General features: G+C 37.8%; 22 protein-coding genes. 11 read left to right on the top strand and 11 right to left on the bottom strand.

Features of this window, described 5'->3' with window-relative positions:
* Nucleotides 1–215: 215 nt before the first annotated feature.
* Complete coding sequence (gene gmhB, locus QV04_RS06995) at nt 216–779, bottom strand: D-glycero-beta-D-manno-heptose 1,7-bisphosphate 7-phosphatase (protein ID WP_065230776.1); 564 nt, start codon at nt 777–779, stop codon at nt 216–218.
* A gap of 174 nt (nt 780–953) precedes the next feature.
* Between gmhB and metN the strand changes: the two genes are divergently transcribed.
* From metN to fabR, 8 genes are all read left to right on the top strand, one after another.
* Nucleotides 954–1,988 (top strand): methionine ABC transporter ATP-binding protein MetN, encoded by a 1,035-nt coding sequence (gene metN, locus QV04_RS06990; RefSeq protein ID WP_065230777.1) that lies wholly within the window; start codon nt 954–956, stop codon nt 1,986–1,988.
* On the top strand, nt 1,981–2,646 hold the full coding sequence (locus QV04_RS06985) for a methionine ABC transporter permease (RefSeq protein WP_065230778.1): 666 nt from the start codon (nt 1,981–1,983) through the stop codon (nt 2,644–2,646). The genes metN and QV04_RS06985 overlap by 8 nt, the downstream gene beginning before the upstream one ends.
* Nucleotides 2,647–2,666: 20 nt before the next feature.
* On the top strand, nt 2,667–3,467 hold the full coding sequence (locus QV04_RS06980) for a MetQ/NlpA family lipoprotein (protein WP_065230779.1): 801 nt from the start codon (nt 2,667–2,669) through the stop codon (nt 3,465–3,467).
* A gap of 493 nt (nt 3,468–3,960) precedes the next feature.
* Nucleotides 3,961–4,068 (top strand): IS3 family transposase, encoded by a 108-nt coding sequence (locus QV04_RS11960; protein WP_155275455.1) that lies wholly within the window; start codon nt 3,961–3,963, stop codon nt 4,066–4,068.
* 61 nt (nt 4,069–4,129) lie between these two features.
* Entirely contained in the window at nt 4,130–4,606 is a 477-nt protein-coding gene (locus QV04_RS06975) for a GAF domain-containing protein (RefSeq protein ID WP_065230780.1), read from the top strand.
* 11 nt (nt 4,607–4,617) lie between these two features.
* Entirely contained in the window at nt 4,618–5,046 is a 429-nt protein-coding gene (locus QV04_RS06970; protein ID WP_039080904.1) for a DUF2251 domain-containing protein, read from the top strand.
* 65 nt (nt 5,047–5,111) lie between these two features.
* The gene (gene oxyR, locus QV04_RS06965) at nt 5,112–6,026 is read left to right on the top strand and encodes a DNA-binding transcriptional regulator OxyR (RefSeq protein ID WP_065230781.1); all 915 of its coding nucleotides are present in this window, start codon (nt 5,112–5,114) and stop codon (nt 6,024–6,026) included.
* Nucleotides 6,027–6,028: 2 nt separating this feature from the next.
* Nucleotides 6,029–6,646 carry an HTH-type transcriptional repressor FabR gene (gene fabR / locus QV04_RS06960; RefSeq protein ID WP_018346415.1) on the top strand — a complete coding sequence of 206 codons (618 nt, stop codon included), beginning with the start codon at nt 6,029–6,031 and terminating at the stop codon, nt 6,644–6,646.
* 60 nt (nt 6,647–6,706) lie between these two features.
* Here fabR and pgsA read toward each other — a convergent pair whose 3' ends face one another.
* From pgsA to QV04_RS06925, 7 genes are all read right to left on the bottom strand, one after another.
* On the bottom strand, nt 6,707–7,255 hold the full coding sequence (pgsA, locus tag QV04_RS06955; RefSeq protein WP_065230782.1) for a CDP-diacylglycerol--glycerol-3-phosphate 3-phosphatidyltransferase: 549 nt from the start codon (nt 7,253–7,255) through the stop codon (nt 6,707–6,709).
* Between the two features lie 75 nt (nt 7,256–7,330).
* Nucleotides 7,331–9,154, bottom strand: coding sequence for an excinuclease ABC subunit UvrC (uvrC, locus tag QV04_RS06950; protein ID WP_065230783.1), 1,824 nt, complete (start codon nt 9,152–9,154; stop codon nt 7,331–7,333).
* A 3-nt stretch (nt 9,155–9,157) separates the two neighbouring features.
* Nucleotides 9,158–9,934 (bottom strand): 3-deoxy-manno-octulosonate cytidylyltransferase, encoded by a 777-nt coding sequence (gene kdsB / locus QV04_RS06945; RefSeq protein ID WP_065230784.1) that lies wholly within the window; start codon nt 9,932–9,934, stop codon nt 9,158–9,160.
* A 1-nt stretch (nt 9,935) separates the two neighbouring features.
* Nucleotides 9,936–10,133 (bottom strand): Trm112 family protein, encoded by a 198-nt coding sequence (locus QV04_RS06940; RefSeq protein WP_039089278.1) that lies wholly within the window; start codon nt 10,131–10,133, stop codon nt 9,936–9,938.
* Nucleotides 10,130–11,107 (bottom strand): tetraacyldisaccharide 4'-kinase, encoded by a 978-nt coding sequence (gene lpxK / locus QV04_RS06935; RefSeq protein WP_065230785.1) that lies wholly within the window; start codon nt 11,105–11,107, stop codon nt 10,130–10,132. Before lpxK ends, QV04_RS06940 begins: the two co-directional genes overlap by 4 nt.
* A gap of 21 nt (nt 11,108–11,128) precedes the next feature.
* Nucleotides 11,129–12,877 (bottom strand): lipid A ABC transporter ATP-binding protein/permease MsbA, encoded by a 1,749-nt coding sequence (gene msbA, locus QV04_RS06930; protein WP_039089282.1) that lies wholly within the window; start codon nt 12,875–12,877, stop codon nt 11,129–11,131.
* A 72-nt stretch (nt 12,878–12,949) separates the two neighbouring features.
* Nucleotides 12,950–15,334, bottom strand: coding sequence for a DNA internalization-related competence protein ComEC/Rec2 (locus QV04_RS06925; RefSeq protein WP_065230786.1), 2,385 nt, complete (start codon nt 15,332–15,334; stop codon nt 12,950–12,952).
* A gap of 329 nt (nt 15,335–15,663) precedes the next feature.
* Between QV04_RS06925 and dksA the strand changes: the two genes are divergently transcribed.
* From dksA to folK, 3 genes are all read left to right on the top strand, one after another.
* Complete coding sequence (gene dksA, locus QV04_RS06920) at nt 15,664–16,113, top strand: RNA polymerase-binding protein DksA (protein WP_039134528.1); 450 nt, start codon at nt 15,664–15,666, stop codon at nt 16,111–16,113.
* A 179-nt stretch (nt 16,114–16,292) separates the two neighbouring features.
* Complete coding sequence (pcnB, locus tag QV04_RS06915; RefSeq protein WP_419177513.1) at nt 16,293–17,771, top strand: polynucleotide adenylyltransferase PcnB; 1,479 nt, start codon at nt 16,293–16,295, stop codon at nt 17,769–17,771.
* Entirely contained in the window at nt 17,771–18,253 is a 483-nt protein-coding gene (gene folK / locus QV04_RS06910; RefSeq protein ID WP_065230865.1) for a 2-amino-4-hydroxy-6-hydroxymethyldihydropteridine diphosphokinase, read from the top strand. Before pcnB ends, folK begins: the two co-directional genes overlap by 1 nt.
* A gap of 14 nt (nt 18,254–18,267) precedes the next feature.
* Here the strand turns inward: folK and glnE are convergent, their stop codons facing one another.
* The 3 genes from glnE to leuC all read right to left on the bottom strand — a co-directional run bounded on the left by glnE (nt 18,268) and on the right by leuC (nt 23,292).
* On the bottom strand, nt 18,268–21,174 hold the full coding sequence (glnE, locus tag QV04_RS06905; protein WP_065230788.1) for a bifunctional [glutamate--ammonia ligase]-adenylyl-L-tyrosine phosphorylase/[glutamate--ammonia-ligase] adenylyltransferase: 2,907 nt from the start codon (nt 21,172–21,174) through the stop codon (nt 18,268–18,270).
* A 93-nt stretch (nt 21,175–21,267) separates the two neighbouring features.
* The gene (leuD, locus tag QV04_RS06900; protein WP_039134533.1) at nt 21,268–21,870 is read right to left on the bottom strand and encodes a 3-isopropylmalate dehydratase small subunit; all 603 of its coding nucleotides are present in this window, start codon (nt 21,868–21,870) and stop codon (nt 21,268–21,270) included.
* A gap of 9 nt (nt 21,871–21,879) precedes the next feature.
* Nucleotides 21,880–23,292 carry a 3-isopropylmalate dehydratase large subunit gene (gene leuC, locus QV04_RS06895; RefSeq protein ID WP_065230789.1) on the bottom strand — a complete coding sequence of 471 codons (1,413 nt, stop codon included), beginning with the start codon at nt 23,290–23,292 and terminating at the stop codon, nt 21,880–21,882.
* Between the last annotated feature and the right edge of the window lie 434 nt (nt 23,293–23,726).

Here is a 23,726-nt window from a genome sequence, read left to right as displayed (position 1 = left end):
TTTGGACTTAGCTCTTGCCTCGCCCTGAATCTTTTTCAGGTTCTCTTTTTGTTATCTACGAATGCCCACACAGATTGTCTGATAGTTTTTTAAAGAACAAAAAACGACGCTTTCTTTTTAACTTCACACTTCAGCGTCGTTGCGGTGGCGTATTATAGGCATTTCAAAACCTTGTGCAAGTCTTTTTTGCAGATTTTTTTTCAAATGCCTATTTTTCAATCTTTATTTAGAGATTTCTCTTTTAGTAATGCTGGTAAATAAGCAATAGAATCAATTAGATAATCAGCCTGCCTTGCTATTTCTTCAGTTACTGTTTTTCCCGTTTTTACTAAAATAGTTGTTCCCACATTTGCTTTTTTACCGGCAATAACATCATCCAACTTATCACCGATCATAATAGATTTTTGAGGATCTATGTCCAAATCTGCAATTGCCTCCAACAATAAGCCTGCTTTTGGTTTACGACAATCGCACTCTTTTTTGTATTTACCGATACCCTTCGGATGATGTGGACAATAATAAATGCCTTCTAAATGCACACCTCTATCTTCTAGTGACCAATCCATCCACTCTGTTAATTGATTAAACTCTTTTTCGGTAAAATATCCTCTAGCAATTCCTGATTGATTGGTAACAATCACTAAAGCATACCCCATATCTTGTAATTCCTTTAATGCATCTATACCTCCTTCAATAAAATGGAAATGATCAATGTCGTGTACATAGCCATAATCAATATTTAAAGTGCCATCACGATCTAAAAATATTGCTTTTTTCATCATATTTACCTTTAATTTTACTTATCTTTTTTAATACCATTACTCTTTTTAGCTTAACTGTATGTACTAAATTTTACTATCTAATAGCTAAATCTTATAAAAATTTTATTGACATAGCTATCTAGACGTCTAGAATAACGCTAATTTTCTTCATTAACTTAATGTAAGTACAAAATGATCAAATTAGAAAATATCTATAAAATTTTTCAGCTTGGAGATAAACAGCTGACGGCTTTAGACAATGTTTCATTGGACATTCCTAAAGGTAAAATTGTCGGAGTTATCGGTGCATCCGGCGCAGGTAAAAGTACCCTTATTCGTTGTGTTAATCTACTTGAGCGTCCAACGAGTGGAAATGTCTTTGTTGATGGACAAAATCTTATGCAGCTAACATCAAGCCAATTAGTGTTAGCTCGCCGTCAAATCGGAATGATTTTCCAACATTTCAATTTGTTAAACTCTCGTACTGTATTCGGCAATATTGCATTGCCCTTGGAGTTGAACGGCACACCAAAAGAACAAATTCAAAAGAAGGTAAATAGCTTATTAGATATGGTCGGCTTATCTGATAAAAAAGAGATGTATCCAAGTAATCTATCCGGCGGTCAAAAGCAACGTGTTGCAATTGCACGTGCATTAGCAAATGATCCGAAAGTGTTACTTTGTGATGAGGCAACAAGTGCATTGGATCCTGCTACTACGCAATCTATCTTAAAATTGCTTAAAGAGATCAATCGTAATTTAGGCATCACTATCCTATTAATCACTCACGAAATGGATGTTGTGAAAAAAATCTGTGATCACGTAGCTATCATTGATAAAGGAACATTAGTGGAGCAGGGATCTGTCAGTGAAATTTTCTCTAATCCGAAAACACAATTGGCACAAGATTTTATCCACTCTACTTTTCACATTAATTTACCGGATGAATATTTGGCACAACTTAGCGATTCACCTCGTTCACCAGAATCCTATCCATTGATAAAATTTGAATTTACTGGTCGTTCCGTTGATGCTCCATTGTTGTCATTAGCATCAAAAAAATTCGGTATCGATCTCAGTATTTTAACGTCACAAATTGATTATGCCGGCGGTGTCAAATTCGGATTTGTTATTGCCGAAGTGGAAGGTGAAGAAGATGCAATTACACAAGCTAAAATTTATTTAATCGAGCATAATGTTCGTGTTGAGGTATTAGGTTATGTTTGATGTTTTAACGCCACAGGTGTGGGCTTTAATTGGTAATGCTACTTTAGAAACACTCTATATGGTGTTTGCTTCTGGTTTTTTCTCTGCTGTTTTTGGTATTCCACTTGGAGTTATCCTATTTATTACTCGTCCAGGACAAATTAAAGAAAATAAAAGTCTAAATCTTGCTTTAAGTGCTATTGTCAATATTGGTCGTTCAATTCCATTTGTCATTCTACTTGTAGCAATTATTCCATTTACTATGTTTATTTTAGGCACTTTTATTGGGACAACCGCCGCTATTGTACCTTTAACTATTTCTGCCATTCCTTTTATGGCTCGTTTGGTTGAAGGTGCCTTGATGGAAATTCCTTCCGGCTTAACCGAAGCGGCACGTGCGATGGGGGCAAATAATCTGCAAATTATTACCAAATTCTTATTACCTGAAGCATTACCTAGTATCATTAATTCTCTCACAATAACACTGGTTTCCTTAGTGAACTATTCTGCTATGGCGGGTACTGTCGGCGGTGGCGGCTTAGGTTATGTAGGCATTCAGTACGGTTACCAAACTTATGTGCCGGAGATTCTTGTTGCAACCATTGTAATTCTTGTCATTATGGTGCAACTTATCCAAACTATTGGCGATCATCTTGTTCGTTACTTTAATCATAAATAAATATCTTGAAGGAGATTTCTATGCAAATCAAAAACATCTTAACTATCAGTGCATTATCTGTAGCTATTGCATTTTCATCCTCTGCTTTCGCTAAAGATGGGAAAATCAAAGTGGGCATTCAAGTCGGCCCTGAAATGAGTGTTGCTGAAACAGCAAAACAAATCGCAAAAGATAAATATGGTCTAGACGTGGAATTAGTGCCATTTACTGATTACGTAACGCCAAATGCGGCACTTGAAAATAAACTTATTGATGCAAATGCTTTCCAACACAAACCATACTTAGACTCACAAATGAAAGATCGTGGTTGGACTGATTTAGTTATCGTAGGAAATACTTTTGTCTATCCTATTGCCGCTTATTCTAAAAAAATCAAAGATGTTAAGGAATTAAAAGACGGTGCAACTGTAGCGATTCCTAACGATCCTACCAATGGCGGCCGTGCCTTGTTATTACTACAAGCACAGAGTTTATTAAAACTTAAAGAAGGTACTGGTTTAACACCAACCACATTGGATATCGTTGATAATCCAAAAAATTTAAACATCAAAACACTTGATGCCAACCTTATCCCTCGCACTTTAGGTCAGGTTGATCTTGCTATCATCAATAATACCTTTGCTGGTGCTGCCGGTTTATATCCAAGTAAAGATGCTGTATTTGTAGAAGATAAAGATTCTCCATACGTCAATATCATTGTTGCACGTGAAGATAATAAAGCTGATCCGGATGTTCAAAACTTCGTTAAAGCATACAATACGGAAGAAGTTTATAAAAAAGCAATGGCGGAATTCAAAGATTCTGTTGTAAAAGGTTGGTAATTTAATTATTAACATTTCAAACAGCCAAAAGAGTTTTTGATCTGCACCCCAAAAATTGGACTTATTATCCAACATAGAGGTGCAGATTTTTTATGACCAAATACAACCAAACATTTAAACAACAAGCTGTTGATTTCTACTTTCAACACCCACGAAAGTCTTTCTTTCACCTGTCGTACATTTACAGTACCTAAACGAACATTAAGACATTGAATTGCTCAATATTCTAGTATAAATGGTTTAGCCGTGCTGCATACCAAACGTACCATACCCCCAGACTTTAAATATCAAGTCATACAAACTATTCAAAACAGAGAAATTTTAGTATTGCTAATTCGGGTGTCATTAGACAATGATTGGTAATTGTTCAACAATCCGGTATAGAAAGATTACACCCCAAACCTAAAGGACGACCTGCGATAAAAAAATCACGCTATTTAGTCGGATAAAAGTAGAATGTTTTTATGGCAAAACGTTCGAAAGCATTTAAGAACTGGAATTTGTTATCAAAAAATATGTTCGTTATTACAATGAGGACAGAATACAATTAACATTAAATGAACTGAGTCCTGTTCGATACAGACTTCAGTCCTTAAAATAGTAGTCCAACTTTTCGAGGACGGATCATTTTATCTTTCGTCTTTTTATTATAAGGAGAATTTATGTTTTCGTTTTCCGATAATGATTTGCAACATCTACCGCATAATTTACAATCTTTAATTGCTGATGATGATAACTTAATCAGTGTGCTGGCCAATACTTCTGCACTATTAAATCAACAACTTGCTGATATTAATTGGGTCGGGTTTTACTTGTTAAATGCACAAAATATTCTTACTTTAGGCCCTTTTCAAGGTAAAATTGCTTGCAATCGAATTGCTGTCGGTCAAGGTGTTTGCGGTCAAGCCGTTGCCCAAAACAGGATATTAAGAATTGATAATGTACATCAATTTGAGGGTCATATCGCTTGTGATAATGCCAGCAATTCTGAAATTGTTCTGCCTTTACATAAAAATGGGGAAATTATCGGCGTATTAGATATTGATAGTCCTCATTTCGCGCGTTTCACTGAACAAGAACAAACAATATTGGCTGAATGCATTACGATACTTGAACAACACTTATCAACACTACCTTAGTTGAGGAACTTATGCTTTATCTGACTCTTGAAGACAAATTATTAATTAGCCAACCTAAACAAATTGGCACACACTCCACACAACATCCACATTTAGCTGTTATTTTTGAAGATGATGGCGATAGTGGTTATTTCTATGCCATAGATACCCAACAAAAAGAGGCGATTGTCGATAGTTTGCATATCTATAATGTTGCTGCAGTCGAACAAAAACAGATAGAACGGAAATTACAAATTTGCTGGTCGGAAGACGGCTATTTTGCCCTGTTATTGATTAATGATTACCCGCACGCCGCTTTTGATTTTAAACAATTAATTGCCTATAACCATAATCAATTTCCACAACCGGATATTACCAGTCTTTGGTCACATAAACTCATTACTGAAGATCTAATAAAACAGTGGTTAAGCGATCCACAAAGCAGTTGTACTCGCCAATAATTGTGTTATAGTTTGTTTCAATTAAAATTTATTTTTTAATCGTTACTACCTATAAAGGAGTCGTTATGAATCTTAGGGATCTCGAATATTTAGTGGCACTTTCCGATCATAAACATTTCCGTAAGGCTGCCGATGCCTGCCACGTGAGCCAACCGACATTAAGTGGTCAAATTAGAAAATTAGAAGATGAATTGGGTATTCTTCTATTAGAAAGAACCAGCCGCAAAGTGCTTTTCACTCAATCCGGATTATTATTGGTTGATCAGGCTCGCAATGTGCTAAAAGAGGTTCAGTTATTAAGGGAAATGGCGAGTAACCAAGGTAGAGATATGACAGGCCCTCTGCATATGGGGATGATCCCGACTATCGGGCCTTATTTATTACCTTATATTATCCCTATGTTGCGTGAATCTTTCCCTGAATTGGAAGTTTATCTTTATGAAGCGCAAACACATCAATTATTAGAACAGCTTGAAAAAGGGCAAATTGACTGTGCAATTGTCGCATTAGTAAAAGATACTTCCGCATTTATTGAAATTCCTATTTATGATGAAGCAATGTTAATTGCGGTTTCTGATCAACATCCGCTCGCCCAAGAGGATGAAATTCCGCTTGAAAAACTCAAACAATATGAAATTCTAATGTTGGACGATGGTCATTGTTTTCGTGATCAGGCATTAGGTTATTGTTTTGTTGCTGGAGCAAAAGAAAATACTCATTATCAGGCAACGAGTTTAGAAACATTACGCAATATGGTTGCCGCTAATGCCGGTATTACCTTTATGCCGGAGTTGGCAATTTTAAATGAACGTTCGCGCGAGGGCGTTAAATATATTCCTTGTACCAATCCTAGACCTTATCGCACCATCGGCTTAATTTATCGTCCCGGTTCACCATTGAAAGCCCGTTATCAACGAGTTGCGGAGTTAATCGGCAACAATATTAAACCGTTACTTGTTACACCAACTAAAGATGCTTAAAAATGAGCGGAATCAGAGCCAAACAAAAAGAGAAAACCAGACGTGCGTTAATCGATGCAGCGTTTGATCAGCTCAGTGCTGAAAAAAGTTTTTCCAATTTAAGTCTGCGTGAAGTCAGTCGAGAAGCCGGCATTGCGCCGACTTCATTCTATCGCCATTTTAAGGATATGGATGAATTAGGATTAAGTATGGTCGATGAAGCCGGCTTAATTCTAAGACAACTGATGCGCCAAGCTAGAAAACGGATTGAGGATGGCGGGAGTGTTATTGCGATTTCCGTTGAAACATTTTTTGAATTTATTGCCAACCGCCCTAATGTTTTCCGCCTTCTGTTGCGTGAAAGCTCTGGTACATCTCAAGAGTTCAGAACGGCAGCCTCACGAGAGATCAATCATTTTGTTGCTGAACTGGCAGAATATATTATGAACAAAGATAAGGATATCCCCGCTGATATTGCCAAAGCGCAATCCGAAGGGATGGTTACTATTGTTTTTACCGCCGGTTCGCACGCTTTGGATATGAATAATCAAGAACGAGAGGCATTGAAACAACGCGTCATTCTACAACTCAGAATGATCGCAAAAGGTGCAACGCTGTTACTGGAACATAAATCAAGCTAATTTAGGATCAAAAAAACCTAGTGCGACAAACACTAGGTTTTATTTTCATCGAATAAATCGTTATTCCTGCAATAAACTTTCTTTCGCTAAAGTCAAATATTGCCACATCGACCAAACTGTCAAGATAACCGCAACATATAACGCAATTGTGGCAATAATTTCCATTGTCGGATTATAATGCCATAATAATCCGATAAGCGCAATCATCTGTGATGTGGTTTTCACTTTTCCTAACCAAGACACTGCCACTTTATTTCTATCGCCCAATTCCGCCATCCATTCTCGCAAAGCTGAAATAATAATTTCACGAGAGATCATAATAATCGCCGGAATCGTAATCCAAAAAGTATGATAATGTTCAACCACTAACACCAATGCAGCGGCAACCATAACTTTATCTGCTACCGGATCAAGAAATGCGCCAAAACGGGTTGTTTGTTTCCATTTACGCGCTAAATAACCATCTAACCAATCGGTCACAGAGGCTACGGTAAAAATAAGTGCAGTCCAAAACGGCGCCCAACTAAACGGAAAATAGAACAGAACGATAAAAAACGGGATTAAAATAACACGAAAAAAGGTCAAAAAAGTGGGAATATTCAATTTCATCTTGATCACCAGATCGATTTAATACCAAACGTGACTATTGTAAAGCATATTGAGTTAAATTGCCTATATTCAATATCAATGTTTTAGTGTTTCAAAGATTTTTTCAGCTAATGAACGTGAAATTCCGGGTACGGAAGCCAATTCATCTATCGTAGCGGCACGAACCCCCTGCAAACCGCCAAGATATTTCAACAGTGCTTGACGTCGTTTTGCACCAACGCCCTCAATACTCTCCAAACCACTTTGAATAAATGCTTTCTGTCGTTTTTTACGGTGTCCGGAAATAGCGTGATTATGTGATTCATCTCGAATATGCTGGATTAAATGCAGTGCTAAATTGTCCGGTTCTAAATGAATCTCCCGTTCACTGTTACCGATCAACAATGTTTCCAAACCGGCTTTACGATCAACCCCTTTCGCCACACCGATTAATAACGGCTTGTGTTTGTCCCAACTCACATTCAGATTCTCAAACACTGCCAAAGCACGATTGAGCTGCCCTTTGCCACCGTCAATAAAAATAATATCAGGTATCTTCTCTGTCGTTAGATCTTTATCGTATCTTTTCTTCAATGCCTGTTCCATTGCCGCATAATCATCACCGTGTGTACCTTCAATATTAAAACGGCGGTAATCCGATTTTAACGGTCCTTCCGAACCAAAAACGACGCAGGAAGCAATCGTATTTTCGCCCATTGTATGGCTAATATCGAAACACTCCATTCGTTGGATTCTGTCCATATGCAGCAACTGTTGCAACGCTTGATAACGCTCTTCTATTCTGCCTTGTTGTTTTAATTGCGTTGTTAATGCCACCGAAGCATTAGTTTGCGCTAACTGTAAATAGCGATTTTTCTCGCCTTTTACTTTATCTTGAATCTGAACTTGACGTCCTGCCTGTTCACTCAATAACGTTTGTAACATCTCTTTTCCGGCTAAAGAGTGATCAATCACAATCGAATCGGGAATACTCCGCCCTTGATGTGCCTGTAAATAAAATTGCCCTAAAAAAGTTTCAATAACTTCAGCAATCTGCGTATTTGCCGGAATTTTCGGGAAATAACTGCGATTTCCCAATATTTTTCCGTGACGAATAAACAACACTTGCACACAAGCCAATCCGGATTTGTACGCAATCGCGATAATATCGATGTCATCCAAACGATCATTACTGACAAACTGTTTTTCCATTACGGATCGCACCGCCTGAATCTGATCGCGATAACGTGCCGCTGCTTCAAAATCTAATCTGTTGCTCGCCTGCTCCATTTTTTCAATCAGATGGGTCACCACCTGCTGATCTTTACCTTGCAAAAACAGGCGCGCCAACTCCACCTGTTGCTGATACTCTTCATCCGTTACATATCCGGCAACACAAGGCGCCAAACAGCGTTTAATTTGATACTGCAAGCAAGGACGAGAGCGGTTGTTATAAACGCTATTCTCGCATTGGCGAATTGGGAAAAGTTTCTGCATTAATGATAATGTTTCTCTCACAGCAGAGGAGTGTGGATAAGGACCGAAATATTCCCCAGCGATTTTCTTTGCTCCACGATATGAAGTAATTCGAGGGTGATGTTCGTGAGTTAATAAAATATAAGGGTAGGATTTATCATCCCGTAACAATACATTATAACGAGGCTGATATTGCTTGATGAAATTATGTTCAAGTAACAACGCTTCTGTTTCAGAGTGTGTAATCGTTGTGTCAATATGAGCAATTGCAGCAACCAATGCTTCTGTTTTTTTGCTATTAACATTTTTTCGGAAATAACTAGCAAGCCGTTTTTTTAGATTTTTTGCTTTGCCGACATAAATAACGGTGTTATTCCTATCATACATCCTATAAACGCCAGGATTTTCCGAAACATCGGCAAGAAATTTTTTTGCATCAAACATCGTTTAACAGGACAAAATTGCACGAACTTTTAATAAATCTTCTTCAGTATCTACACCTACTGCCGGAATTTCCAACGCAGGTTCACAATGAATTTTTTCACTGTTCCATAAGACTCGCAGTTGTTCTAATGATTCGCATTGTTCTAATGCTGTCGGTTGCCACGACACATATTGGCGAATAAAGCCTGCTCTATAGGCATAAATGCCGATATGACGTTGATACAAATTAGTAAGTAATTCAAAATGTTTAATTTCTTGTGGTTGTTGATATACGCCAGCAAATTGATCCCGATGCCACGGAATTACCGCTCTAGAGAAATAAAGCACATAACCGTTTTTATCAGTTAATACTTTCACTACATTCGGATTAAATAGCTCCTGAGCTTCATCAATTTTCACTGATAAAGTTGCCATATTTACTTGATATTTATCTAAATTTTCAGCTACCTGTTTTACAATTACCGGTGGAATCAAAGGTTCATCTCCTTGAATATTGACCACGATTTCATCATCAGGCAATGCCAATTTTGTCACTACTTCTGCTAACCGTTCAGTGCCGGAATTATGTTTATCTGAAGTGAGGCAAACTTCTCCACCAAAGGCTTTCACTACTTGCTCTATTTCGGGATGATCAGTCGCAACAATTACCCTTGTTGCTCCAGCTAATTGCGCTTTTTCCCAAACGTGTTGAATCATAGGTTTACCTGCAATATCTTTCAGTGGTTTACCCGGTAAACGACTAGAGGCATACCGTGACGGAATAATGACACTGAATCTCATTTTATATCTCCTTCACTGTTTGGTTTTGATTATCTTGCTTTAACGACACTGCATTTTCTGGCAACAGTGCTGGAATACCGTTCATAATTGGATAGGCAAATTGTTCATTTTCGCAAATTAAACGTTGTTGTTGCTCATCAAGCAACAGCGGTTGATGGCAGTGTGGGCACGCCAACATACTAATCACTTTTTGTTTCATTTATTTACCTTAGCAATAATCTTTGCAATTAAATTTTCTAATTGCTCTTTCTTAATTTCCGCCGTAACTTCCACATACCACCAATGCTTTTGTGCAAATTTACGACATTTCACTGCGTCTTTTTCGGTCATCAACAGAGGAATATCACTTTGATCAAATGCAGAAAAATCCGATGGTTGAAAAGAGTAGTGATCCGGGAAGGCAGTACTTGATAACAGCGTGATTCCTTGATGTTCCAAACTGGTGAAAAAACGTGGTGGGTAACCAATTCCGGCAACAGCATTTACTTGCGTAAATTGAGTTAATGCTCTTCTCTCATTGGTGAGCAAATTGACCGCTTCGCCACTGCGCAATGTCATCAAAATTTCATTATCTTGTGCAGTACCGCCATTACAAATCACCGCATCAACCGTTTTTAATCGTTGCTTTGGCAACTCTCGTAACGGACCAGCCGGCAATAATAACCCATTACCGAAACGACGCTCACCATCCACCACCACCAATTCAAGATCACGCTGTAATTTATAATGCTGCAAACCATCATCACTAATAATCACTTGTGGATGGTACGCTTTATGCAACAGTTCGATACTTTGTCGGCGATCAGGTGAAATCGCAACCGGCGCAGATGTACGTTGTGCAATCAATACCGGTTCATCGCCCACTTTTTTAGCATCGGAAGAGGCACAAACCAAAAACGGATATTCAGTGCTTTCACCGCCATATCCGCGAGAAATCACACCAACACGGATTCCCTGTCGTTGTAATTGTTCCACTAATGTAATCACCAATGGGGTTTTCCCATTTCCGCCTACCGATAAATTACCAACCACTACAACCGTGCAAGGTGCTTTCCAAGAGGTAAAAATACCTTTTTGATAGGCTTTCCGTCGTAAATATGTCGCCAATTGGAATACCCAAGAGAAAGGTAATAATAACCATTGCAACCACGATTGTTGATACCAGAATTTCATACTGTTTCTTTTATAAACCTCTTAACCTTCAAATTGCATTTTGTGCAATTGAGCATAGATTTGCCCATATTGCAGCAACTGTTGATGCGTTCCCCTTTCAACAATCTCTCCTTGATCAATGACAATAATTTCATCTGCTCGTTCAATCGTTGATAAACGGTGTGCTATTACCAACAATGTTTTATGTTGATGCAAACCATCCAATGCATTTTGGATCGCACGTTCAGACTCCGTATCTAAGGCAGAGGTAGCTTCATCTAAAATTAATACTGCAGCATTTCTTAATAATGCTCTTGCAATTGCTAAACGTTGGCGTTGTCCGCCCGAAAGTGAAACACCGTTTTCTCCGATCATAGTGTCCAAACCGTGTTCCATTTTTTCAATAAATTCCATTGCGTGAGCTGCTTTTGCTGCCGCAATAATTTGTTCTCTACTATATTTTTCTGTTGCCGCATAAGCAATATTATTTGCGATAGTATCATTAAAAAGATGAACCTGTTGCGAAACAATGGCACAGTGCTGACGCAAATTCGCTAAGGTATAATCTTTAATATTACGCCCATCAAGTGTAATTTCACCTTGTTGGACATCGTAAAAGCGTGTAATGAGATTGGCTATTGTTGATTTACCTGAACCTGAACGCCCTACTAATGCCACTGTTTTTCCAGCAGGAATATTAAGCGAAATATGAGAAAGTGCCGGTTCATCCTTGCCTTGATAGTAAAAACTGACATCTTTAAAAGCAATATCACCACTAACTTTTTCACTTACAAATTTGCCATTATCTTGTTCTGTTTCCAAATCCAAAATAGAGAATAAAGTCTGGCAAGCTGCCATTCCACGTTGGAATTGTGCATTCACATTGGTTAAAGATTTTAAAGGTCTTAATAAAGCAAACATTGATGAAAAAACAAGCGTAAAATCACCAGCGGTAAGTTGTCCCCCCATCATTGTTGGTATTGTTGCCAAATATAGCACTACCGCCAATGCAAAAGAGGCAATAATTTGCACAATAGGATCTGAAATGGCACTCATTGCCATCATTTTCAGGCTTTTACGACGCATATCATCACTGACTAAATCAAAACGTTGTTCTTCAACTTGTTGACCACCAAAAGAAAGCACGACACGATGCCCTTTCAGCATCTGTTCTGCACTTGCCGTCAATTCACCCATTGAGTTTTGCATATTTTTACTTAAACGGCGAAAATGTTTGGATACAACACTAATTAACGCCGCAATAATAGGGCCAACAACAAAAAGCACTAACGACAATTGCCAACTGGTATAAAGCATTAACCCCAGTAATGAAATTACGGTAGCACTCTCTTTTACAATAGTGATCAATGCATTGGAGGAAGAGTTTGCTACCTGTTCAGAATCATAAGTGATACGGGAAAGTAATTTTCCTGCTGCTTGATGATCAAAAAAGCTAACCGGCATATACATTAAATGTTTAAATAACATTCTTCGCATTACCATTACCACATTTCCTGATACCCACGAAAGACAATAATCGGAAACAAAACTGGTAATACCTCGTAAAAAAATAAGCAGGATAACGATGATTGGCAACCATTTTAGGAATGACAGATCTGCTTCACCGAATCCTTTATCTAGTAATGGCTTCAATAAATAGATTAATCCAGCTTCGGTTAATGCGTTAAAAACCAAGGCAATAATTGCAATTAAAATACCTAATCGATATTGCCAAATCATTGGCCATAAACGTTTAAATGTCGCTTTTGTTGAAAAATCTTTATCATTCATAAAATGGCGTTGTACCGTAAATAAATTTAAAACGCTATTCTACCTTTATTCTGTTATTTATCAAATCAGCCCTTAAAGTAACTGCTTAAACCAAGGTTGTAAGAAGGTTCTCGCTGTTTCAACTTCAATTTCTCCGTGTTTGGTAAAACGTAATAGAATTTGTCCTACTGTTGCTGTTACTAGCGTATCTACCTGAAATTGCTGTAATCGTGAAATAATCTCCTGATGTGGAAAATGCCATTGATTGCCTATGCCAGCGGAAATTAATGCTATTTTAGGTTGTGTTTTTTGCAAAAATGCAGTACTGGTAGAAGTACGGCTACCGTGATGAGCAACCTGCAAAATATCAATCATCGGGAAATCTGCTAAATACAGTAATTCTGCAGTTTTATCCAGATCACCTGTTAATAGTACATTATGTTCTCCATCATTAAGTAATATAACGCAGGATTGATGATTTTTAGCTGTTTTCTCTATTTTATACGGCGCAATTACTTGCCAATTTAAATCTTGCCAATACCATTGAATCCCTTTATAACACGGCAAAGGGATTCTCTCGGCATATGTTTTTTTAGAAGATGTGATTAATGTTGCGTTCGGATAATAGTTAAGTAGCGTTTCAGCACCGCCACTATGATCATTATCATCGTGACTTAGAATAATCGTTTCCAATACAATGCCTCGCCTTTGTAAATAAGGAATAATTTCTAATTCAGCCATACTACCACCACGCCACGAAGCAGCGGTATCATACAAAACTCCCTTACCATTTTGTTGTATCAGAATAGACATTCCTTGCCCGACATCCAACATTTCTAGCGTCCATAAGGTGCGATATTGTTGATAATAATAGAAGCCTAATTGCCATAGCATTATGCCTAAAATCATTCCTATTATTTTCAAAATAGTTTGAAAATCGGTACGATCAACCAAAGCAGACACATCTAAACGTAATAAAGTTGGTGCCGGCAACCAATGATGTTCATCTGCTTTAGTTCGTTGATATTTAGCATAGTGAATACAGAACATTCCCCAAATCAAACACAAGCCTAGAAAAACCAAGCTAATCCAGAGATTTTCCACCTCTGAAATAGGATGCCAGCCAATTTTAAATATCTTTAAGCCTTCAACACATTGTTGCGCAATAAACTGGCATAACGTCCAACTGTGGAAGTAATTGAATGTTAAAATGGAAAATAGAATTAATGGGATGAGTACAAAGCTGAAAATAGGAACAATCCACAAATTAATCCATAGATTAAAGAAATTAAAACCTGAAAAAAAGAAAATTGTAATCGGTGTAAATAGTAGGGAAAGCCCGATTTGCAGATGAATAAGAGTAAAAATGTAATAAACTATTTTACCGAATTGGTGTGGCTTTTTCCCCCGAATTGACCAAATTGATAGGGGAAATAGATGATTCCAAATCAATAGACATAAAACTGCTAATGCAGATAGCCAAAAACTATCACTTAATAGAATAAATGGATCTAATAACACAAAGATAGTGATACAACGTACATAACATTGCCACCAATTTAAATGACCTCGAAAAAATCTTAGCCACAATAGAAAAATCAATGCAATAATTGCTCTGACAGTTGGGATTGAGAAATCGGCTAAATAACTGTATAACAAAGCGCATATTCCACCGAATAGTAATGGGAAAAACGGTGTAATACGATGAGTAGGCAATAGATATTGCACACAACGAGCTAAAGCAACCCCCAATAACATTACCAAACCGATATGCAATCCTGAAATAGCTATTAAATGTGCTGTTCCTGTTTGTTGAAACAGTTGTAGCATTTCTTTATTTAAAAGACGTTTATCGCCAAACCCCAATGCAAGAAATAATTCCGATTGTGGTTGCTGTTGCCATAAATCCAAATTATGCCGCAATAATCGCTCGCGCAAATCAGGATTATCAGCAATAAAAACTGCTTTTTTAATAACGGCATAACCAACGATATGATTTGCATACAGCCATTTTTGACGCTGAAAACCACCAAAATTTACTCTTGATGCTAAAGGTTTTAATGTCACCTCTCCTTGCCAAGACTGTCCGGCAGCTATTTGTTGGGGTGTTTGCCAACTTAAATAAAAACGATACTTTTCATCTTTATGTGAAAATTTCAATGATGCAATTGCCGTTTGATAATCGCGTTGGTGCAAAACCTTTTCAATCAAAATTTCCGCACGCTGTTTCTTCGGCAATGTATGCAAATATTGCGCTTGAGTTATTAGTTGTTGGATCAAAAATAAACACCAACAACACGAAAATATTATTGCAATAATCACATTACTCCACTGACTTTTCTTTCTTATTAACAATACGGTCAGTGACGAAGTAATAGCGAAAAAAATACCCCAAAATTTAGTTAAAAAAATCCATTCAAACGGCAAATACATCATCACCAAACAACTGACAATACAAGCAATGGCAATTCGCTCCACATATCCTCCTTTTTATTCTGGAGTAAAATAATAGATCTGTATTAATGTGCAAAAGATAAGCAGTAAAAATGTGAGCTTCATCGAAAATTTACAAAAAATATCTGTTTTTCTGTATTTCTTCGTTTAAATAATCATCATTTTAAAAAATTCTGTTTGCTAAAAAGTATAAGTTCTGATATTTATAACCGTCCTTTGGAATAGCTCACTCCAAAGTGTATGAAAATCGACGGAAAATTGTATAAAAAAGGCTCTATTTTTGATAAAAGTATTTCATATGGAGTGTTTTATTAGTCGTTATTTATTTTTTGGTGTCTAGGAGAGATTTAAATATGACGGCAACTACGCCAAAATCATCACTAAGTGTTTTAGCTCTTGCCGGTGTGCAACCTTATCAAGAGAAAGTCGGCGAAGAATATATGAATGAAGCGCAACTTCTTCATTTTAAAAAGATTTTAACTGCTTGGCATGATCAAATCATGGAAGAAGCAAATAGAACTGTCGCACTTATGCGTGATGAAGCTTCTAATTTTCCGGATCCATCCGATCGTGCTACACAGGAAGAAGAGTTCAGTTTAGAACTACGTAATCGTGATCGTGAACGAAAATTATTAAAGAAAATTGAACGTACTATCAAAAAGATTGAATCTGAAGATTTCGGTTACTGTGAATCTTGTGGTGTTGAAATTGGGATAAAGCGTTTAGAGGCTCGTCCGACAGCTGATCTTTGTATTGATTGTAAAACGTTAGCAGAAATTCGCGAAAAACAGATTGGTGGGTAAATTCATCAAAATACCCAAGTAATTGAATTACCGCTGTTTACAGCGGTAATTAGCCAAATTTCTCTCCCTAATCCAGTTTAGGGAGAGTTTTCTATTTTAAAAATAGATAAAAAATATCATTTTTTACATATTTTTTAAAAGTAGATTGAGGTGGTCTTATTTTTAAATTTATTCGAAAACTGTTTCCGCAAAAAACGGAAGAACAGCAAAACACTTTCTCAACAAAACATACATCTGCTCCTGTTGTTAGTCAGAAAAAAACTAAGCAGAAATTTTCCTCTGTGAAAAACAAATCTAAACGAGCAGCATTACCATACTTAAAAGCTTCTGAATATGGTATTTATCCTCATCTTATTAGCCGTCAAGCATTACAGGTTGTTGAAAAATTGCAGAGTAATGGTTTTGAGGCTTATGTGGTAGGCGGTTGTTTACGCGATATTTTATTGAACAAAATGCCTAAAGATTTCGATGTTGCAACTAGTGCGCGTCCAGAACAGATTCAAAGAATATTTCAACGTCAATGTCGTTTAGTTGGGCGCCGTTTCAGGTTGGCACATATTTTATTCGGTAGAGAAATCATTGAAGTTGCAACATTCCGCGCTGCTCACGATGAAATTAATAATGATAAATTAGCTAAACAAAGTGCAGAAGGAATGTTATTACGTGATAATGTTTATGGCAGTTTGGAAGATGATGCTGCTCGTCGTGATTTTACTGTCAATGCATTTTATTACGATCCCCGTAAAGATAAACTCTATGATTTCTTCAATGGTATTAAAGATTTGCGCGCAGGTCGATTGATGTTGATTGGTGATCCAACTCAACGTTATCAGGAAGATCCAGTCAGAATGTTGCGAGCTATCCGTTTTATGGCAAAACTGGATATGTTTCTTGATAAACAATGTGAAAAACCGATTTATCAATTGGCATCTTTATTGCAAAACATTCCAGCGGCACGTTTATTTGATGAGTCATTAAAACTATTACAAACTGGGAAGGGTGAGAAAACATATCAATTACTCTATAAATATCAATTATTTCATCAACTTTTTCCGGCATTAATTCCATTTTTTACCGCAAATAATGACTCATTTACAGAAAAAATGATTATTACCGCATTACGTTCCACTGATGAGCGTATTGCCGATCATTTACGTATTAATCCAGCATTTTTGTTTGCCGCTTTTTTTTGGTATCCGTTACGTGAGCGTATTGAAATATTGAAGAATGAAGGTGGTTTAAATAACTTTGATGCCTATTCTCTTGCTAGTAATGATTTATTGACGCTAATTTGTCAACGTGTTGCCATTTTACGTCGCCATACTGCTACTATCCGTGATATTTGGTCATTGCAGTTACTTTTCACTAAACGTACTGGTAAGAAGCCACAAGTTACATTGGAGCATCCTAAGTTTCGTGCTGCTTATGATCTATTAGCAATGCGTGCCGAAATTGAACAGGGCGAATCTATTGAATTGGCAGCTTGGTGGTATGAATATCAACAAAGTAATAGTACACAACGTGAAGAATTAATCAAGGTACAGCAGGAGTTACACCCAAATCAAGAAAAGAAACGAAAACGTAAATCTCGCCGACGTTATCATCCGGCAAACAACCAAAAGAAAATGAATACCACTAAAATGAGGATAACTAGTTGATAAATAACGTTTATATTGCATTAGGTAGTAATTTAGATGATCCTTTAGCACAATTAACACGTGCTGTGCAGACTTTAAATCAACATCCGGAGCTGAAAATAAAATCAGTTAGCCCTTTTTATGGTAGCAAGCCGTTAGGGCCTCAAGATCAGCCTGATTACATTAATGCAGTTGTACAAATAGAAACTGAACTTGAACCATTAGCACTGCTGGATTTATTACAATCAATCGAAAACGATCAAGGTCGGGTCAGATTACGTCGTTGGGGAGAGCGTACACTTGATCTCGATATTTTACTGTTTAATCAAGAAGTTATTTTGCATCCTCGCTTAATTGTTCCTCATTGTGAAATGAAAAATCGGGAGTTCGTGATTATTCCTTTATTTGATATTGCACCCAATTTAGTCTTTCCGGATGGGGAACTTCTATCCGAAACGGTTAAAAAATTTAGGCCACATCAAATGTGGAAACTATCAAATTGAAAACAATCTTGCTATTAATAAAATAACTGTCGCCATACTTGAGTGATAAAAGCTCTTATTGCAGAAAACGGTTCAGCCTCCACCACTGAATTCTTGCCGGCAAGGTTTAGATGGTGAATATGATTACGCAATTCAACATAACTTTTGGTTAGTTTTTCACCAATTTCCGGCGTGATAACTTGATATTTCACCATATCCTCAAAAATACGTACATTATCAGACCAAGTTGTTAATTCTGGTATCTTTGGAGCGTTTGCTAGCATTAAAAACTGTGCGATAAACTCAATATCGGTAATACCACCACGATCTTTTTTAATATCAAAATAGCCCGCTTCCGTGTGTGATAAATGTTGATACATTTTTTCTCGCATTTCTCGTACATCAATCTTCAGTTGATTTATCTCTTTTTCTGTAGATAACACATCGTGACGAATCTGTGTAAATTGTTGTCTCATAGTGGTTTCACCAAAAACTGGTCTTGCTCGCACCAAAGCCTGTTTTTCCCACGTCCAAGCTTCATTTAATTGATAATCGTGAAAGGCCTTTATCGAACTGACCAATAAGCCTGAACTACCGGAAGGTCGTAAACGCATATCTATTTCATATAAAATTCCTGAATTTGTATGAATACTGAAAATACTATTTATTTTTTGTGCTAAACGTAAATAGAACTGTCCGCTATCAATATTTCTTTTACCACCGACTGTTTCGCTATTTGCTGGTGCATCATAGAGGAAAACTAAGTCCAAATCTGATTTATAGCCTAATTCGATACCCCCCAATTTGCCGTAACCAACCACTAAAAAACCTTTGTCATTATTTTGTAAGTGGTTAGGTGTGCCAAAACGTTGTGTAACCTGACGCCAAGCAAGATTAACTACACTGGCAATAATCGCTTCCGCTAAATAAGTTAAATGATCGCTTACTTTCATCACTGGCAAAGCACCTAGAATATCAGCAGCAGCTACTCGTAACTGCGTTGCTAATTTAAACTGACGCAAAACATCAATTAATTGTTCTTCATCTTCTTGAGGAATTCGTATCAAATAATGTTCTAATTCTGCTTGGTATTGACTAAATGGAGGTGGAGATAATAACGTATTAGGATTTAATAACTCATCCAATAACAATGGATAGTCAGCAATTTGTCGAGCAACAAAAGGTGATGCGCCACATAATTTCATTAATAATACGCGTGAATTTGGATTCTCATACAATAATTCAAGATAAGTCGTTCTGGTCGCAATTTTGGCAATAATTTCTAAAATACGAGGAAGCAATACTGTTGCATCTTTCATAGCCAACATCTCATCAAATAAAATTGGAAGTAATTGTTCCAACACATCTCGACCACGCACACCAATTGATTTACGTAACATTTCTTGTTTGAACTGCCACATATGATCGGCAATTTCTTGCTGATGAGATAAATTTAATTTGTCCAATAGTGTCATCACATCCTGATGATTAAAATTGATGCCTAGAAAATCTTGCCAATCACTTTGATATTCCTCACTTTTTTCATCCTCTTCACCAATTAAGTGGCTGAACACCTGACGTACATTTTGTTGATGCTGACTTAACACTTGATAAAAACTGTCCCAGTCATAAATCGGGTATTCAATAGTAACTAATTGATGCTGCTGGTTAAAATAGGTAAAAACTCGACAGGCATCAATTAAACGCTGTTTATCCTGTTCATTGGTTGGTAATAATTGTGTCTGTTGATCGTTAATCGCTTGTAGAATATTTTCCACTCGACGCAAAAAAAGGTAAGCATGAGATAAGTGGGTTGCTTCAAGTGGCTGTAGTAAATTTAATTCAACCAATTTCGGTAAAATTCGGAGTAACTCTCTTTGTTGTAATGCCTTTTCTCGACCACCACGAATCAGTTGGAATACTTGTACGATAAACTCAATTTCACGAATACCGCCAGCACCAAGTTTAATATTATCCACTAAGCCCCGTCGTCTTACTTCAGCATTGATTTTCTGTTTCATATCACGCAGCGATTGAATGGCACTAAAATCAATATAACGCCGATAAACAAATGGGCGTAGCAACTGGCTTAAATAATGGTGATTCGGATCATTGGCATCTTCACCCATAATGCGCGCTTTAATCATCGCATAACGTTCCCAATCACGCCCTTGTTCTTGATAATAATCCTCAATCGAGGCAAAACTTAATGCTAATGCGCCGGCTTCGCCGAAAGGACGCAGGCGCATATCAACGCGATAAACAAAGCCATCAATGGTAGCTTGATCCAACGCTTTAATAAAACGTTGCCCCAAACGGATAAAAAATTGTCCATTATCGATACTTCTTCTGGCACCTACCGTTACACCGTGATCCGGATAAGTGAAAATCAGATCAATATCAGAAGAGAAATTTAACTCTCTGCCACCCAATTTCCCCATTCCCAAAATAATGAGTGGTTGAGCTTCTCCTTCAGCATTAGTCGGTGTACCCAATTCAACACAGAGCTTTTTATAAAGCCAATCTTTGGTTACCACAATAATCGCTTCCGCTAATTCGGAAAGCTGATGAAAGATCTGTTCAACACTGGCAAGATTTAAACTTTGACAAAAACTCAATTTAGCCATTTCGCAATGACGAAAACGACGCAAAATTTGATACAGATTGTTTTCATCATCTACTTTTTCCAGTTGTACGAGTAAATGCTGTTGATACGATCCACAATCTGTAAACTGCGGTAATTGTAGTAACCATTGTTCGAAAATAGTTGGGTATTTCTGTAAAATTTCTGCGACAAAATCAGAAAAATAGATAGCGGTTGCAATCTGGCGAAGATTTTTCGGTAAATTTTCCAAGGTAATTGGAAGTTGATAATGATCTTTTAAGGTTGAATTTTGTAACAGATCAAATAGACGCTGTTGTTGCATTGAGGAGAGTTGCATAGCGGTATCCTTTTTGTTTTTCTTTGCAAAAAGAATACACGCTTTTTGCACGATTTTGGAAATTTATTCGAGATTTTTTACCCTACCTCCTGTTTATTTTAAGAAGTTAGGAATATTTTTCTCATATTCCGCAATGGCGTTTTCGTGCTGTAGGGTTAAGCCGATGTTGTCTAAGCCGTTTAATAGGCAATGACGGCGAAATTCGTCCAGTTCAAAAGGATAGACTTTTTCACCTACAGTTACCGTCATTTTTTCTAAATCGACATCAATCGCTTTCCCCGGGTTTGCCCACACCCATTGGAAGATTTCTTCGACTTCTTCTTCGCTTAAACGAATTGGCAACATATGATTATTTAAGCTGTTGTTATAGAAAATATCCGCGAAACTTGGCGCAATCATCACTTTGAAGCCATAATCTGCCAATGCCCAAGGAGCGTGTTCACGGGAAGAACCACAGCCAAGATTTTTGCGTGCCAATAAAATGCTTGCCCCTTGATATTGCGGATAGTTCAGCACGAAATCAGGATTAGGCTGTGTGCCTGCCGCATCAAGATAACGCCATTCGTGGAATAAATGTTTGCCAAACCCTACGCGGGTGATAGCTTGCAAAAATTGTTTTGGGATAATGGCATCGGTATCTACATTTGCCACATCTAAAGGCACGACAATGCCTGAATGCTGTTTAAAGCCTGCCATAATTTCTCCTTAAAGTAATTCCACTTGACGAATATCAACAAATTTGCCGAACACTGCCGCCGCCGCTGCCATTGCGGGGCTGACTAAATGCGTGCGTCCGTTACGTCCTTGGCGACCTTCAAAGTTGCGGTTACTGGTGGAGGCACAGCGTTCCCACTCACCAAGTTGATCGTCGTTCATTCCTAGGCACATTGAACAACCTGGGTTACGCCACTGCGCCCCTGCTTCGATAAAGATTTTATCTAAGCCCTCTTTTTCTGCTTGCTCTTTAACAAGACCTGACCCCGGAACGACCAATACGCGTTTTACGTTATCGGCAACTTTACGTCCTTTCATTACCGCTGCTGCCGCACGCAAATCTTCAATGCGGGAGTTGGTACAAGAGCCGATAAACACTTGATCTACAGGTACTTGGGTTAAATCGGTGTTGGCGGCTAAGCCAATATAAGCCAGTGCTTTTTCAGCGGAAGCTCGCACCACCGGATCGCTTATTTCCCCAGGATTTGGCACGGTTTGATCAATACCGATCACCTGTCCTGGATTCGTTCCCCAAGTTACTTGCGGCGAAATCTCTTTCGCGTCTAACACCACTACGGTATCAAAATGGGCATCATCATCGGTTTTTAAGGTTTTCCAATAAGCCACCGCATCGTCCCAATCTTTGCCTTTCGGTGCATAAGGGCGACCTTTCAAGTATTCAAAGGTCGTTTCATCTGGGGCGATTAAGCCCGCTTTCGCACCGAGTTCGATCGCCATATTGCACACAGTCATACGCCCTTCCATTGAAAGATCACGAATGGCTTCACCGCAAAATTCCACAACGTGTCCCGTGCCACCTGCCATTGTAGTTTTGCCGATAATGGCAAGCACAATATCTTTAGCTGTGATACCAGGGGCAACTTTGCCTCGCACTTCGATTTTCATATTTTTCGCACGGCTTTGCTTTAAGGTTTGGGTGGCTAAAACGTGTTCCACTTCTGATGTACCAATCCCAAACGCTAATGCACCAAATGCACCGTGCGTTGCAGTATGGGAATCGCCACAGACAATCGTCATTCCCGGTAAGGTTAAACCCTGCTCAGGTCCCATAACGTGGACAATCCCTTGCTGTTTGGTGTTCATATCAAACAATTCAATGCCTGTATTGGCACAGTTTTTCGCAAGTTCCAGCACTTGGATTTTCGCTTGCCCCTCAAGTTTATTCACATCACGCACTTGGGTTGAAATGCTATGATCCATTGTTCCAAAGGTTTTCCCCACTTGGCGAACTTGGCGATTCGCCACTCGCAATCCGTCAAAGGCTTGCGGACTGGTTACTTCGTGAATCAAATGGCGGTTGATATACAAAATCGGCGTTTCGCCTTCTGCTTCATAGACGACGTGGGCGTCAAATAATTTATCGTATAGGGTTTTTTTCGTCATTTTATAATCTCTTGTTTAGAATCTCCCCCTAACCCCCTCTTTATTAAAGAGGGGGGATTTTGTGAGAGATTTCATTATCAGTTTCTCTTATTTATCCCTTATTGATAGAAAATAACTAAGTTATTTCACTTATCAATTTCCCCTCTTTATTAAAGAGGGGGTTAGGGGGAGATTTTATTATCAGTTTCTCTTATTTATCCCTTATTGATAGAAAATAACTAAGTTATTTCACTTATCAATCCCCCTCTTTAACAAAGAGGGGATTTTGTGAGAGATTTCATTATCAGTTTCTCTTATTTATCCCTTATTGATAGAAACTAACTAAGTTATTTCACTTATCAATTCCCCCTCTTTAATAAAGAGGGGGTTAGGGGGAGATTTCATTATCAGTTTCTCTTATTTACTCCTTATTGATAGAAACTAACTAAGTTATT

The sequence above is a fragment of the Gallibacterium genomosp. 1 genome (assembly GCF_001678575.1).
Classification (GTDB): Bacteria; Pseudomonadota; Gammaproteobacteria; order Enterobacterales; family Pasteurellaceae; genus Gallibacterium.
Note: the sequence above shows the minus strand (reverse complement) of the source record. Positions and strands in the feature narration are given on the sequence as shown.

Excerpts from the sequence above, each read along its gene's own strand:
- gmhB (WP_065230776.1), bottom strand. The coding sequence starts at position 779 with ATGAAAAAAGCAATATTTTTAGATCGTGATGGCACTTTAAATATTGAT.
- metN (WP_065230777.1), top strand. The coding sequence starts at position 954 with ATGATCAAATTAGAAAATATCTATAAAATTTTTCAGCTTGGAGATAAA.
- QV04_RS06985 (WP_065230778.1), top strand. The coding sequence starts at position 1,981 with ATGTTTGATGTTTTAACGCCACAGGTGTGGGCTTTAATTGGTAATGCT.
- QV04_RS06980 (WP_065230779.1), top strand. The coding sequence starts at position 2,667 with ATGCAAATCAAAAACATCTTAACTATCAGTGCATTATCTGTAGCTATT.
- QV04_RS06975 (WP_065230780.1), top strand. The coding sequence starts at position 4,130 with ATGTTTTCGTTTTCCGATAATGATTTGCAACATCTACCGCATAATTTA.
- QV04_RS06970 (WP_039080904.1), top strand. The coding sequence starts at position 4,618 with ATGCTTTATCTGACTCTTGAAGACAAATTATTAATTAGCCAACCTAAA.
- oxyR (WP_065230781.1), top strand. The coding sequence starts at position 5,112 with ATGAATCTTAGGGATCTCGAATATTTAGTGGCACTTTCCGATCATAAA.
- fabR (WP_018346415.1), top strand. The coding sequence starts at position 6,029 with ATGAGCGGAATCAGAGCCAAACAAAAAGAGAAAACCAGACGTGCGTTA.
- pgsA (WP_065230782.1), bottom strand. The coding sequence starts at position 7,255 with ATGAAATTGAATATTCCCACTTTTTTGACCTTTTTTCGTGTTATTTTA.
- uvrC (WP_065230783.1), bottom strand. The coding sequence starts at position 9,154 with ATGTTTGATGCAAAAAAATTTCTTGCCGATGTTTCGGAAAATCCTGGC.
- kdsB (WP_065230784.1), bottom strand. The coding sequence starts at position 9,934 with ATGAGATTCAGTGTCATTATTCCGTCACGGTATGCCTCTAGTCGTTTA.
- QV04_RS06940 (WP_039089278.1), bottom strand. The coding sequence starts at position 10,133 with ATGAAACAAAAAGTGATTAGTATGTTGGCGTGCCCACACTGCCATCAA.
- lpxK (WP_065230785.1), bottom strand. The coding sequence starts at position 11,107 with ATGAAATTCTGGTATCAACAATCGTGGTTGCAATGGTTATTATTACCT.
- msbA (WP_039089282.1), bottom strand. The coding sequence starts at position 12,877 with ATGAATGATAAAGATTTTTCAACAAAAGCGACATTTAAACGTTTATGG.
- dksA (WP_039134528.1), top strand. The coding sequence starts at position 15,664 with ATGACGGCAACTACGCCAAAATCATCACTAAGTGTTTTAGCTCTTGCC.
- glnE (WP_065230788.1), bottom strand. The coding sequence starts at position 21,174 with ATGCAACTCTCCTCAATGCAACAACAGCGTCTATTTGATCTGTTACAA.
- leuD (WP_039134533.1), bottom strand. The coding sequence starts at position 21,870 with ATGGCAGGCTTTAAACAGCATTCAGGCATTGTCGTGCCTTTAGATGTG.
- leuC (WP_065230789.1), bottom strand. The coding sequence starts at position 23,292 with ATGACGAAAAAAACCCTATACGATAAATTATTTGACGCCCACGTCGTC.